Source organism: Allobosea sp. 05T422_2 (assembly GCF_056396265.1).
In genome coordinates, this window is record NZ_JBFTLD010000332.1 from 1 (window position 1) to 12,201 (window position 12,201).

General features: G+C 65.3%; 14 protein-coding genes and 1 pseudogene. 11 read left to right on the forward strand and 4 right to left on the reverse strand.

The annotated features are described in order from the left end of the window. A pseudogene (locus AC1DJT_RS32865) lies at nt 1–1,071 on the reverse strand (hypothetical protein); the annotation flags it as partial. Between the two features lie 159 nt (nt 1,072–1,230). Here AC1DJT_RS32865 and crcB point away from each other — a divergent pair. The 9 genes from crcB (at nt 1,231) to AC1DJT_RS32910 (ending at nt 9,228) form a co-directional block, all read left to right on the forward strand. Then, nucleotides 1,231–1,614: a fluoride efflux transporter CrcB gene (gene crcB, locus AC1DJT_RS32870; protein WP_441508487.1), complete on the forward strand. Its 384-nt coding sequence runs from the start codon at nt 1,231–1,233 to the stop codon at nt 1,612–1,614. Then, nucleotides 1,611–2,879 carry an RluA family pseudouridine synthase gene (locus AC1DJT_RS32875; protein WP_441493277.1) on the forward strand — a complete coding sequence of 423 codons (1,269 nt, stop codon included), beginning with the start codon at nt 1,611–1,613 and terminating at the stop codon, nt 2,877–2,879. Before crcB ends, AC1DJT_RS32875 begins: the two co-directional genes overlap by 4 nt. Nucleotides 2,880–2,970: 91 nt before the next feature. Beyond that, nucleotides 2,971–3,459 carry a hypothetical protein gene (locus AC1DJT_RS32880; RefSeq protein WP_441508486.1) on the forward strand — a complete coding sequence of 163 codons (489 nt, stop codon included), beginning with the start codon at nt 2,971–2,973 and terminating at the stop codon, nt 3,457–3,459. A 55-nt stretch (nt 3,460–3,514) separates the two neighbouring features. Then, nucleotides 3,515–4,195 (forward strand): HAD-IA family hydrolase, encoded by a 681-nt coding sequence (locus AC1DJT_RS32885; RefSeq protein WP_441508485.1) that lies wholly within the window; start codon nt 3,515–3,517, stop codon nt 4,193–4,195. Nucleotides 4,196–4,629: 434 nt separating this feature from the next. Beyond that, a complete protein-coding gene (locus AC1DJT_RS32890) occupies nt 4,630–5,067 on the forward strand; it encodes a hypothetical protein (protein ID WP_441493274.1) in 438 nt (145 codons plus the stop codon). 120 nt (nt 5,068–5,187) lie between these two features. Next, the gene (locus tag AC1DJT_RS32895) at nt 5,188–6,984 is read left to right on the forward strand and encodes an acetyl/propionyl/methylcrotonyl-CoA carboxylase subunit alpha (RefSeq protein ID WP_476835721.1); all 1,797 of its coding nucleotides are present in this window, start codon (nt 5,188–5,190) and stop codon (nt 6,982–6,984) included. A gap of 96 nt (nt 6,985–7,080) precedes the next feature. Beyond that, complete coding sequence (locus AC1DJT_RS32900; RefSeq protein ID WP_441508483.1) at nt 7,081–7,701, forward strand: glutathione S-transferase family protein; 621 nt, start codon at nt 7,081–7,083, stop codon at nt 7,699–7,701. 48 nt (nt 7,702–7,749) lie between these two features. Beyond that, complete coding sequence (locus AC1DJT_RS32905; protein ID WP_441508482.1) at nt 7,750–8,268, forward strand: lysozyme inhibitor LprI family protein; 519 nt, start codon at nt 7,750–7,752, stop codon at nt 8,266–8,268. Between the two features lie 171 nt (nt 8,269–8,439). Further along, a complete protein-coding gene (locus tag AC1DJT_RS32910) occupies nt 8,440–9,228 on the forward strand; it encodes a YdcF family protein (protein ID WP_441508481.1) in 789 nt (262 codons plus the stop codon). Between the two features lie 18 nt (nt 9,229–9,246). On the opposite strand, the gene AC1DJT_RS32915 is transcribed toward AC1DJT_RS32910, so the two are convergent. From AC1DJT_RS32915 to AC1DJT_RS32925, 3 genes are all read right to left on the reverse strand, one after another. After that, nucleotides 9,247–9,513, reverse strand: a complete 267-nt coding sequence (locus AC1DJT_RS32915) for a DUF3253 domain-containing protein (RefSeq protein ID WP_441508480.1) — start codon at nt 9,511–9,513, stop codon at nt 9,247–9,249. Between the two features lie 129 nt (nt 9,514–9,642). Beyond that, on the reverse strand, nt 9,643–10,341 hold the full coding sequence (locus AC1DJT_RS32920) for an alpha/beta hydrolase (protein ID WP_441493268.1): 699 nt from the start codon (nt 10,339–10,341) through the stop codon (nt 9,643–9,645). A 100-nt stretch (nt 10,342–10,441) separates the two neighbouring features. Then, complete coding sequence (locus AC1DJT_RS32925; RefSeq protein WP_441508479.1) at nt 10,442–11,131, reverse strand: DUF599 domain-containing protein; 690 nt, start codon at nt 11,129–11,131, stop codon at nt 10,442–10,444. A 110-nt stretch (nt 11,132–11,241) separates the two neighbouring features. On the opposite strand from AC1DJT_RS32925, the gene AC1DJT_RS32930 reads away from it, so the two are divergent. Next, nucleotides 11,242–11,664, forward strand: a complete 423-nt coding sequence (locus AC1DJT_RS32930; RefSeq protein ID WP_441493266.1) for a rhodanese-like domain-containing protein — start codon at nt 11,242–11,244, stop codon at nt 11,662–11,664. Between the two features lie 9 nt (nt 11,665–11,673). Then, nucleotides 11,674–11,847 (forward strand): hypothetical protein, encoded by a 174-nt coding sequence (locus AC1DJT_RS32935; protein ID WP_441493265.1) that lies wholly within the window; start codon nt 11,674–11,676, stop codon nt 11,845–11,847. The last annotated feature ends 354 nt before the right edge of the window (nt 11,848–12,201 follow it).

Genomic DNA, 12,201 nt, shown 5'->3' on the forward strand with positions numbered 1-12,201 from the left:
CTCGTCGGTCCATTCCCGCCGCATCACAAGGGCGGTCGAGAAGCCGCGGGTCGGGTCGCTGCCGAGGAGCACCGTCCGAACGACGGCGGCGTCGAGTTGCGAGCCGATATAGGGCGCCGCGTCGACCGCGCCTGCGACCTGGGCCGTGATGCTGCCGGGGCGCCCCAGCATCTCGGCCTCATAGGTAACGCCCAGAATTCCGGCGCGTCCCAAGCGGGAGTTTCGGCCGGAGATGTCGCGCAGTGCCAAAGCGCCATGCAACGTCCATGGCCCGGACTGGTAGACGAGCCGTGCCACGCCATCCGGCATGCGGCCGGCCGCAACCGGCAGGGTCGAGGTCGTGCCCAACGCGGGATCTTCCATTGCAAGTGTCGCGATCCAGGTCTCCGTCAAGGGCAATTCCAGGGCCAACAGTCCGACGGTCCGACTTGGCACCCGCGTGCTGAAGATGAACTCGTCGCCCGTCCAGAAGCTGAAGCGCGAGGTGTCCAGGCCGAAAATCCAGGGCCCGACCAACACCGTCGCCTCGTCGAAAGTGAGTCCTGCGACATCGTCGGTCGGGCTCTGCATGGTGAAGGAGAAGGCGCTGCCGACGCGCAGCCCGGAGGCGAGATCATGCGACGTCGCGATGCGAATACTCGCGCTTGTCGGAAAGGATGTCAGGCTCGACTGCGGCAGGGAAACGGAGCGCGATGCCCGGACACTGTCATTCTGCAGGCCAGCGCTTACGGTGCCCGACACCGAGAGGCAGGTGGCGGAGCCGGGCAGGATCAGGCCAGGGATGCTGTCCTCGTCATCGTCCTCCTCCTCGTCATCGCTGCTTTCGTCCTCCATTTGCCGGCGGGGATCGGCCTCGCCGCCGAAGAGGGGCTCAAGCTCGGTCGGCGTGATCGTGCAACTGCGCGCAAGGCTCGGGGGGCGGGCGRGTTTCAKGCCCTTGGGCGGCGGGAGTGCGACTGCTTCCCCGGTCAGTGCTGCGAAGGCCGGCAAGGCAAGCAAGGCCGAGGCTGCGATCGCCCAGGTGCGATGCAGGCAGGGCTTCTCCTCAGCGCGGCCTGTCACGGCGGTCATCGGTGGCGGGCGGCTCCAAGGCATTGTTGTCAGTGGTCATCTGTCGTTACGGGATCCGGGTGTGTCAATTGCGCCGTGAGAGGGCGCACTCCCGTGATTGTCGGGGGCTGAGACCGGATTTCGTTTGTGCAGGTCGGGTGTGCTGGCTATTGCAGGACGATGACATCCACGTTTCTCGTCTTCCTGGGCGCCGGCATCGGCGGCGCGCTGCGACACGGCGTCAACTACACCTCGCTGAAATGGCTGGGGACGGGTTTTCCCTATGGCACAATGGCCATCAATATTCTCGGTTCGGGGATCATGGGGCTGATCGTCGGCTGGCTCGCCTTCAGGGCGGGCGAGGGCTGGTCGCAACAGGCGCGCCTCTTCCTGACCACGGGCGTCCTGGGTGGATTCACGACTTTCTCGGCCTTCTCGCTTGAGGCCGTTCTGCTCTGGGAGCGCGGCCAACTGGGCTTCGCCACCATTTATGTTCTGGGCTCCGTCGCGCTGTCTCTGGCAGCGCTGGTCGGTGGGCTCGCACTCGTCCGGGGGCTATCATGAGGCAAGGTGGCAAGGGCTCCGGCAGCAAGGGCTCCGGCGGCAAGGGGCAAACGGGTCGCGGCGGCAGGCCTCCCGCGGCCGGTGCCGGGAAGAAGCGGCCAAGCCATGACGCGCGCCGGCCGGCGCGCGCTTCGGGCCAGGCCAGGCCGGGCGAGGGCGAGGACGTCGCGCGCCGCGCACCGGTTGGCAGGTCGCCAGTGCAACGGGCACAGCGCCCAGCCGGACCGACGCGGGCCGAGGTCAAGGCCGTGACCGCAGAGGTGCTTGCCACCGGCGTTCAGCAACTCGTCGTGACGCCGGACGAGAACGAGATGCGGATCGATCGCTTCCTTGAGACACGCTTTCCGCAGCTGTCCTTCAGCCATATCCAGCGGATCGTCCGGAAGGGCGAGCTGCGCGTCAACGGCAAGCGCGCCGACAGCAAGGACCGGCTCGAGGCCGGCCAGACTGTGCGCATTCCGCCGCTGAAGCTCGAGCAGCAGGCGGAGCGTCCGCGGTCGGCCAGGGCCGATTCCGACACGGTCGAGTTCCTGCGCTCGATCACGCTCTACGAGGATGACGATGTCATGGTCCTCAACAAGCCTGCCGGCCTGGCCGTGCAGGGCGGCTCGGGCACCACGCGCCATGTCGACGGCATGCTCGATGCCCTGACCGGCAAGGACGGCCAGAAGCCGCGCCTCGTGCACCGGCTCGACAAGGATACGTCCGGCTGCCTCGTCATCGCCAAATCGCGCTTTGCGGCGGCGACGCTGGCAAAGACCTTTCGTTCGCGCTCGGCCCGCAAGGTCTACTGGGCGCTGGTTGCCGGCGTCCCGCGCGTCCGGCAGGGCCGGATCTCGACCTATCTCGCCCGCGAGGAAGCCTATGATGGCGATCAGCGGATGGCGGTCGCCAAACATGGCGACGACGGTGCGATGCATGCCGTGACCTATTACGCCGTGGTCGAGACCGCGGCGCAGAAGCTCGGCTGGCTCTCGCTGAAACCGGTGACCGGCCGCACCCATCAGTTGCGTGCACATGCGGCCCATATCGGCCACCCGATCGTCGGTGATCCCAAATACTTCAACATTCAGAACTGGGAGCTGCCGGGCGGCATCCAGAACAAGCTGCATCTGCTGGCTCGCCGCATCGTGCTGCCGCATCCGCGCGGCAAGGGCACGATCGATGTCAGCGCGCCGCTGCCGCCACATATGCGCCAGTCCTGGAATCTGCTCGGTTTCGAGGACGAGCGCTATGACCCGATCGTGGACGCGCCCGACGAGTAGGAGTTGGCGTTACCTTGCGTAAGAGAACACTTGCGGAACAAAAACAGATATGTTCTAATTTTGTTCTCGTCACTCTTACGCAGGTGCTCCCATGACGCGTTTCGCCTTCGTTCTTGCCGGCCTGACCCTTTCGCTTGCCACATCTGCCGCTGCGCAGTCACCAACCGCCCCGCAAGCTGCTGCTGCAGCGGCGGATGAGCCTGTGCCGCGCGTCGAGCGCGCCAAGGCGCGGCAGGATTGTGTCGCCGAACATATTGCGCTGAGTGGCGACGATTTGCGCCAGGCCATGCGCGATTGCATGCAGGCAAAGTTTCCGGGCGTCCAACTCTATGCCCGCGATGGGCTGACGCGCGACGGCAAGCCCACGGCCGTGACGGCGCGTACCGCCTGCAAGACGGAGGCCGATGAGGGTGGCCTGACCGGCGCTGCGCGGCGCGACGCGCTGGCCGCCTGTTTCAAGGCGAAGCGGCCYGATCTGGCGGCTCGTGCCGAATGTCGCAAGGAGAGCCGCGCGAAAGGGCTCGATGGCGAGGACCTGCGCAAGGCGGTCGCGGACTGCGCCCGCGAGAGCCGTTCATGACGGAGCCGCGCCGGGTGCAGTGGATCGCAGTCGCGATCCACGGTAAAGCGCCTGCATGGACCTCGTCATATTCGATCTCGACGGCACRCTGATCGATTCAGCCGCCATCATCCTCGGCGCCCAGGTCGAGACCTTCAAGCGTTGCGGCCTGGTCTATCCAGGCCGCGAGGCGGGGCTCGGCATCGTCGGGCTGACGCTCGATATTGCGCTGATGCAGCTTGCGGGGCTGGAACGCCCCGACGACCAGCTGACGGAAACCTATAGGGAGGTCTTCGGCGCCATGCGGCGGCAGGCCGAGACCGATCCAAGCCTCGCCGAGCCGCTCTTCCCGGGCGTTGCCGCTATGCTGGACGCGCTGGTTGCGCGGCCCGATACGGTGCTCGGCATCGCGACCGGCAAGTCCCGTCGGGGCGCGGACTACATCGTCGAGCGCTATGGCTGGCGTCAGCACATGGCGACGATCCAGACGGCCGATGATGCACCGTCCAAGCCCCATCCCGACATGATCCTGCAGGCGATGAGGGAAACCGGCGCGCGACCGGAACGTACCCTGATGGTCGGCGACAGTTCCTTCGATATCCAGATGGCGGTTGCCGCTAGGGTCACGCCGGTAGCCGTCTCCTGGGGCTTCCAGCCGGTGGCATCCCTGCAGGCGCTCGGCGCGCGCCATGTCCTCACCGATTGTGCCGAGTTGACGGGCATCATTGACGGGCTCGCGGTGGCTGAGCCGACCTGAGGGCGGCGGCGAGGGCACTGCGACGTTCCGCTCCGATCGGGTTCCACAGTCTCTTCGCGCCGTCGGATCGGCGCGAAGACTGATCCATGTCCCCGCTTCGCTCCTTCGCGCCGACGTCCCGGTCGAACTGGAAATCGCCGCAAACTGTGCAGCCGAAACGCCCTGTMCGTAAGAGAGGCGCGCGGAGGTTCCGTCATCGCGGCGAGCAGGACGGCGTGCCGTCGAGCGGAAACCGATTCGGTGCCGGATTTCGACCGCGACCCGATGCATGGCGGCACTTCAGTAACATCCTCGCAACCACGTCCGATCAGGACCGTTTAACCTGAACAGAAGTTCAGATTTGGCCGTTAACCACCTGCTGGCGGGTGCCGCGTCATGGTGTTCCCACAACAGGAACGCACCGGCGCAAAATAAAGCTGGGCAGGAGTCGAACGATGATTGGTCATGAGCTCCGTGAATTCGTCGATCGCGTGATGGAAAAGCACGCGATCGACGATCAAGACACCAAGATGCTTCAGCGCGAAATCTTGGTCGATAGCGTGATGACGCGCGATGTCATCGATGTTCTGATTGCGCTGGATCGCGCGGTCGTCGCGACCAGCGCCTCCTTCGCCAATTACCTGGTCACTCTGGTCGTCGACTTCGCTGTCTGGGAAAGCCGCCCGACAGGCGTGATCGATCGCGAGAAGGCACATTGGCTGGTGACGACGCTCTCTGCTGGCGACGGCCCGACCGAGACGGCGCGACGCATCGCCTTCGAGATCGTGCGCGAGGCGGATCGCTGCGACGAGATGCTGATCGCCTTCGCCATGCGCAAGAGCACGTTCATGGTGCCGGGCCAGCGCCTCGAACGCGTTCTTCGGACGAACTGATCAGGCGGTCGCGCACAGCCCGCCGCCCATTCCCGAACTTTCGCATCAGTGGACGCGGGCTGCGGCCTCCAATAAACCCCGACTGTCACAGTGTTTTCAGACAGCCGGGAGACRCCACCCATGTTCACGAAGATTCTGATCGCGAACCGTGGCGAGATCGCCTGCCGTGTCATCAAGACGGCGCGGCGGATGGGCATCAAGACGGTTGCCGTCTATTCGGATGCCGACCGCGACGCGCTCCACGTCGAGATGGCGGATGAGGCGGTCCATGTCGGCGCGGCGCCCGCGGCCGAATCCTATCTGCTGATCGACAGGATCATCGCCGCCTGCAAGGCGACGGGGGCAGAGGCTGTCCATCCCGGCTATGGTTTCCTGTCCGAGCGCGAGGCCTTCGCCCAGGCGCTCAGGGATGCAGGTATCGTCTTCATCGGCCCCAATCCCGGCGCGATTGCCGCGATGGGTGACAAKATCGAGTCGAAGAAGGCGGCCGCCGCGGCAAAGGTCTCGACCGTGCCCGGCCATCTCGGCGTCATCGAAGATCCCACCGAAGCCGTGAAGATCGCCGACGAGATCGGCTATCCCGTGATGATCAAGGCCTCTGCCGGCGGCGGCGGCAAGGGCATGCGCATTGCCCATTCGGCCGGGGAAGTCGCCGAGGGCTTTGCCCGGGCGAAATCGGAAGCGGCGTCCTCATTTGGCGACGACCGCGTCTTCATCGAGAAGTTCATCGTCGACCCGCGTCATATCGAGATCCAGGTGCTTGGCGACAAGCACGGCAACGTCATCTATCTCGGCGAGCGCGAGTGCTCGATTCAGCGCCGCAACCAGAAAGTCGTCGAGGAGGCGCCGTCGCCGCTGCTCGACGAGGCGACCCGGCGCAAGATGGGCGAGCAGGCGGTGGCCCTCGCCAAGGCGGTGAATTATGATTCGGCCGGAACGGTCGAGTTCGTCGCAGGGCAGGACCGCTCCTTCTTCTTCCTAGAGATGAACACCCGGCTCCAGGTCGAGCATCCCGTCACCGAGATGATCACCGGCATCGACCTCGTCGAGGAAATGATCCGTGTCGCCTATGGCGAAAAGCTCCGGCTGACGCAGGCCGATGTCAAGCTGAACGGCTGGGCTGTCGAATCCCGCGTCTATGCGGAGGACCCGACCCGCAATTTCCTGCCTTCGACGGGGCGGCTGGTGACCTATCGCCCACCGGCCGAAGGTCCGGATGGCGAGGCGACCGTCCGCAATGACACCGGTGTCTTCGAAGGCGGCGAGATCTCGATCTATTACGACCCGATGATCGCAAAACTCGTGACCCACGCGCCGACGCGCGAGGCGGCGATCAAAGCGCAGGCCCGTGCTCTCGACGGTTTTGCCATCGAGGGCATCCGCCATAACATCCCGTTCGTCTCGGCGCTGATGCAGCATCCGCGCTGGATCGCCGGACACTTGTCGACGGGCTTCATCGCCGAGGAGTTTCCGGAAGGCTTCTCCCTGCCGCAGCCGAAGGGAGAGATAGCGCTGCGCATGGCCGCTATCGCGATCGCCTGCGACCACCGTCTCAACCAGCGCAAGCGACATGTCTCGGCCCAGATGGAGGGATGGCGCAAGGTCGAGTTCGAACGCACCCGCATCGTGACGCTCGGCGGTGAGCGCTTCGAGGGCATCGTGGCGGAGCAGGCCCTGATGCCGGAGAAGGTTGCGGCCGATACCGGAAAATTCCTGCTCTGCCCGATGCCGGGGCTGGTCAAGGCCGTGTCCGTGAAGGTCGGCCAGGAAGTCAAGGCCGGCGAGGCGCTCTGCATGGTCGAAGCGATGAAGATGGAGAACGTGCTGCGTGCCGAGAAGGACGTCACCATCGCGAAGATCCTCGCCAAGGAGGGCGATTCGCTCGCGGTCGATGCCGTGATCATGGAGTTCGCCTGAGCTTGAGGCGGCAGACCGCCTGCAGATAGAACGATTTGCTTTCCGTGGCGTCAGGCAGGAAAGTCTGTCCGGCCAAAGGGTGGCGGGGAGCTCTTCATGCTGACGATCTGGGGACGGATCAGTTCCATCAATGTGCAGAAGGCCGTCTGGGCGGCCGGTGAGGTTGGCCAGAGTTTTGAACGGGTCGATCTTGGCGGCGCGTTCGGCGGCAACCGCGAGCCGGCCTATCTGGCCAAGAACCCCAACGGCATGATCCCCGTTCTGGAGGATGGCGATGTCTGCATCTGGGAGTCCAGCAGCATCGTGCGCTACCTCGCGGCCCGCTATGGGGCGGGCTGGATCTGGGAGGAGGATCCCTCGCGCCGCGCCGAGGCCGATCGCTGGATGGACTGGATGATTGCCGAATTGCAGCCGGCGATGGCTCCGGCCTTCATCGGTCTGATCCGGACACCGGCGGAGAAGCGTGACATGGCTGTCATCGAGGCCTCCATCGCCAAGACGGAGGCGAAGCTGGACATCCTCGAGGCGCATCTGGCTTCACGTGATTACCTCGCCGGCGCGCGCTTCGGCATGGCCGATATCGCCGTTGCGCCGGGCGCGCATCGCTGGCTCAACATGCCGGTGCCGCGTGCGTCCCGGCCGAATGTCCAGCGCTGGTACGAGACAGTGGTGGCCCGGCCTGCTGCGAAGCCAGCGCTGCCCCTGCCGATCACGTGAGCGTGTCGCCGCCTTGCCCTCCCCGCAGAGCTTGACATGATGGTGACCATGACCCGCTTGGGAATTCTTGCATTCGGCATGGCGGCAATGGCTGCAGGAGGCGCTTGGGCGCAGTCGCCTCCCTCGAATCCGGTGCTATCGGCCGACCGCACGCAGATGGTGTCCTGCCTGAGCCAGAGCGGTGGGGCTGCCAGTTCGTGCATCGGGTCGGTGGCGGTGACCTGCGTACGAGAGGCTTCAGGCGATCGGCGTGCGGCCGAAGCCGATTGTGCGAGGCGAGAAGAGGCGGTCTGGCGCGAGCGCCTGACCTTCGCGAGTCTGGCGGTCATGCGCAATGCCGAAAGCGGCGCGCGGGGCCAGTTCGCTGCGCTTCAGGTCGCCTGGGAAGGCTATGCTGCGCAGAAATGCGCATTCTATGGGAGCATGCAGCCGTCTGTCCGCGTGGCCGGGATGCAGGCGGGCTGCATGTTGCGCGAGGTGGCCAGCCGTTCGCTCGAGCTCGAGCGAATGGTCGGCCAGCGCAATCCGGTGCGCCGCCCCTCCAATCCACCCAGCATTACCCGTTGAGCGTCGTTGCGTCGTTAATGCAGCGTCGTCTCGTCATCGGMTAGATCATCGGACCGGATATCGCATCCGGTGCAATGATCTAGCCTTCTGTGTTTGCATCGGCTGTCCCGAAGACCGCAATCCGGTTTTCGGGCCGATGCTTAGACAGCCGGTGCGTTCCGGAGTCCGCCGATGTTTTTCGTCCTGTCCAAGATCATCTGGTTCCTGTTCTCGCCGGTGAATTTGCTGATCCTGCTGGCGGCCTTGGCGGCGCTGCTGGCCTTCACCCGCTTCGCGCGCCCGGCGCGCTGGCTCGGCGGATTTGCCATGCTCGGCATCCTGGTGCTGTCCTTCAGCCCGCTGCCGCGGATCATCGTGCGGCCGCTGGAAAACCGCTTTCCGCAGCAGGAGGCCGCCAGGGGGCCGGTTACCGGCGTCATCGTGCTGGGCGGTGCAATCGGCGTCGCGCGCGGCGACATCGTGCTGAACCACGCCGGTGCCCGCATGACCAAGGCGGTCGAGCTCGCCCGGCTGCATCCGCAGGCGAAAATCGCCTTCACCGGCGGCGGCGCCAATCTGCTCTCGCCCGTGGTCAGGACCGAGGCCGATGGCGCCAGGCTGCTTTTCGAGGCGCTGGGCCTGCCGCCCGAGCGGGTGGTGCTTGAGGACAAGTCGCGCAATACCCGCGAGAACGCGATCTTTACCCGCGACCTCGTGATGCCGAAGCCGGGCGAGCGCTGGTTGCTCCTGACCTCGGCCTGGCACATGCCGCGCGCGATGGGCGTCTTCCGAAAGGCCGGATTCGCGGTCGAGGCATTCCCGGTCGACTATCTCTCGAGCAATGAGCCGGCCGATTTCTTCAGGCCCTACCGCGAGGCGTCGCGCGGCCTCGACATCGCAGAGCTCGCCTTCAAGGAATGGGCTGGTCTCGTTGCCTATTACGCCGCCGGCTACACGGATGCGCTGTTCCCCGCTCCCTGACGTTGCGGGGAGCAGGGCCTATTCGCTGCTTGGCAAGGACAGGCGGTAGACGCCGCGGAAATCGTCCGGATCGACCGGGCGACCCTTTCGGGTAATGACGAGGCGACCTTCCTTCATCATCCGCACGGCGATGCGGCGGATCGGCTGCATCAGCGGCCCCCAGCCATCGGGATGGTCRCCGCCGACGCGGCGCGCGGCATCCATCGCGCTGATCGTACGACCCAGTCCTGCCTCCGTGAGCAGGTCGAGTATGGCGGCTTCGAGGGCGTCAACGTGATCGGTCATGCCTCCCAGAGAGGCAGGGCTGCAGGATTCGTCAAGCGGCGAGGCCAGGGCGGAGGGATCGGCTTGCCCTGCCGCGTGAGGTGAAAAGCACTGCGGTCGCCATCGCGGCAGTGCGCGGAGACGAAGGGCTCAAGCCGGTGCGGTCGCTTTGGCTGCTTCGTCGATCAGAGCGGCGACTTCGGCCGGCTTGGAGGCGAGCGAAGCGTGGCTGGCAGCGAGCGTGATGACCTTTCGCGCGTTGAGGCGGGCCGACATGCGCTCCTGGTTCGCGGGCGCGATCATCCGGTCCTCACCGGAGATCTGGTACCAGGATGGCTTCTTCTTCCAGGCCGGCGCGGTGATGGTGTTGCCGAAGGTGCTGGCAAGCGGGGCCTTCTGCGTCACACCCATCACGAAGCCCTCTTCGGGCGTCAGGTCGGGGCAGAAGCTCTCATGAAATTTGTCGGGCAGGACCCAGAGATAGCCGTCGCTGTCGGGAGAGAGGTTTGCGGCCGCCTCTGGCGGGTGTTCCTGGGTGATTCCGCCCGGGCTCTCGCCAGCATCTGGGGCAAAAGCCGCGATATAGACGAGACCCACCACATTGGGCAGATCTCCGGCTTCCGTGATCACTGCGCCGCCATAGGAGTGCCCGACCAACAGCACGGGGCCCTTCTGCTGCGTCACCATCTTGCGGGTGCGCTCGGCGTCATCGGCCAGCGAGGTCAGCGGCATTTCGACGGCGTGGAGCGATGTGTAGCCCATCCGGGAGAGTTCGAGGATCACCCTGTTCCAGTGTGAGGCATTGCCCCAGAAACCATGCACCAGGACGATTGCTGGCTGCTTGCTCATGCTGGCCTCCTGATCCGCGGATCGGCTCCCCCCCGGGGCGGACGGTCTCACGGAGGTTCAGCCGGTGTCCAGAGCAATCGTTGCGGCCGGACAGCCCGAATCAGTGACCGGGGCTTGTGAAGATTCGTGCGGATTCCGACGCGAACTGCCGGCGCCACATCACTGTCAGCACTGCGGCCGTTGCAGCGAGGAACAGCCAAGGATCGATGAACCAGCCGAGATAGGCGAGTGCAAAGAAGAAGGCGCGTTGGCCGCGGTTGAAATGCCGCCCGGCGGCGATGTTCATTGCGATGGTCTCGCGGACGGCCTCCTTCGTCTCCTCCTCGTCGACCCGCTCCCTTGGCGGGATCGCGCCGAGAAGGATCGCGCAGTAGTTGAAGAGCCGGTAGCTCCAGGCGAACTTGAAGAACGCATGGGCGAAGATCACCGCAAGCCCGATCACCTTGATCTCCCAGGCCGCGCGCGAGGTCGGCGCGGTGAAGGGCAGATCGGCGAAGATCGCGACGACGCGGTCGGTCGACTGAAGCAGGGCGAGCGAGCCGCCGATCGCGATCAGCGAGGTCGAGGCGAAGAAGGCGGTGCCGTTCTGCAGTCCGTTCATCACCTGGGTATCGATGATGCGGTTTTCGCGCCGGACCGATTCCTGGATCCAGCGCGCGCGACGGAGATTCATCCGCGCGTTGAGGCTTCGCTCCCCATGTGGGCCCTTTTCCACGGCCAGGCCATAGCCAAGCCACGAGGCGACGAAGAAGATGAAGGCGATCATATCGATCGTCGTGAAGCCGGCCATGAATCGCCTCCCTTGGGCCAGAGTGCTGTCGGCATGGCCGCGCTGCAAGCCCGCGATTGACGCGATGTGCACGAGCGGCCACGGTGCCGCCGACGAGATGGAGGCCGGCAATGCCGCAAGTGATCACCAAAGGCTACAAGGCGTTGCTGGCGGAAGCCGAGGCCAAGGTCGAGACGCTCTCCGTCGAGCAGGCGAACGCGCTGGTCGGCCGTGACGACGTCGTCTTCGTCGATCTGCGTGATCCGCGTGAACTGGAGCGGGAGGGGCGCATGCCTGGTGCCTTCCACTGCCCGCGCGGCATGCTCGAATTCTGGATCGATCCCGAAAGCCCCTATGCCAAGCCGGTGTTCCAGCAGGACAAGCGCTTCGTCTTCTTCTGCGCAGGCGGCTGGCGTTCGGCGCTTGCTGCGCAGGCCGCGCAGGAGATGGGGTTGAAGCCGGTGGCGCATATCGCCGGCGGGTTCGGCGCGTGGAAGAAGGCTGGTGCGCCCCTCGATGCGCCGGAGCCGAGGAACGCCGGCGACAAGGGCTAGGTCTGCATCTTGTCCCATATCCTGATCGTTCTGCTCGTCGCAGGCGTCATCTTCCGCAAGCCGCTCGGACGCCTGCTGGCTCGCCAGTTTCCCGATCGCGCCAAGCGACAACAGGTGCTCGGCACGATCATCGTCGCCTTCCTGCTGGTAATCGCCGTCAGGCTGGTTGCCCTGTTCTGGTAGGAAATCCGGCAGGTCCGATAACGGGACTTGCCCATGCAGGGCGTCATCGCTGCGGTCCGCTTTCCAGGGTTGCCCGAAGATTGCCTGTGCCCCCGAGGTCACACATGCCCCGGTTGCAAATGAAGCGGCTTGCGCGTTCGCTGCCGATGCGGCATGTTGTTTATCTTGGCTTCAACACGCGAAAGGGGAGGGCTGAATGCAATTCATGATCATCGTCGCCACTCCCCCACGAATGTCCCGCCACTAGGTCGGACATTGCCGCGGCCCGCCTGAGGCGGTCCCCAGCCAGGGTTTTTCATCTCTACGTTTCATCCGGAGACGATCGCATTCGCATCGGCTCCACCTGATTTGGAG

What these genes read in the sequence shown, in the direction of transcription:
- crcB (WP_441508487.1), top strand. Translation starts at nt 1,231, where the DNA reads ATGACATCCACGTTTCTCGTCTTCCTGGGCGCCGGCATCGGCGGCGCG.
- AC1DJT_RS32875 (WP_441493277.1), top strand. Translation starts at nt 1,611, where the DNA reads ATGAGGCAAGGTGGCAAGGGCTCCGGCAGCAAGGGCTCCGGCGGCAAG.
- AC1DJT_RS32890 (WP_441493274.1), top strand. Translation starts at nt 4,630, where the DNA reads ATGATTGGTCATGAGCTCCGTGAATTCGTCGATCGCGTGATGGAAAAG.
- AC1DJT_RS32900 (WP_441508483.1), top strand. Translation starts at nt 7,081, where the DNA reads ATGCTGACGATCTGGGGACGGATCAGTTCCATCAATGTGCAGAAGGCC.
- AC1DJT_RS32905 (WP_441508482.1), top strand. Translation starts at nt 7,750, where the DNA reads ATGACCCGCTTGGGAATTCTTGCATTCGGCATGGCGGCAATGGCTGCA.
- AC1DJT_RS32910 (WP_441508481.1), top strand. Translation starts at nt 8,440, where the DNA reads ATGTTTTTCGTCCTGTCCAAGATCATCTGGTTCCTGTTCTCGCCGGTG.
- AC1DJT_RS32920 (WP_441493268.1), bottom strand. Translation starts at nt 10,341, where the DNA reads ATGAGCAAGCAGCCAGCAATCGTCCTGGTGCATGGTTTCTGGGGCAAT.
- AC1DJT_RS32925 (WP_441508479.1), bottom strand. Translation starts at nt 11,131, where the DNA reads ATGGCCGGCTTCACGACGATCGATATGATCGCCTTCATCTTCTTCGTC.
- AC1DJT_RS32930 (WP_441493266.1), top strand. Translation starts at nt 11,242, where the DNA reads ATGCCGCAAGTGATCACCAAAGGCTACAAGGCGTTGCTGGCGGAAGCC.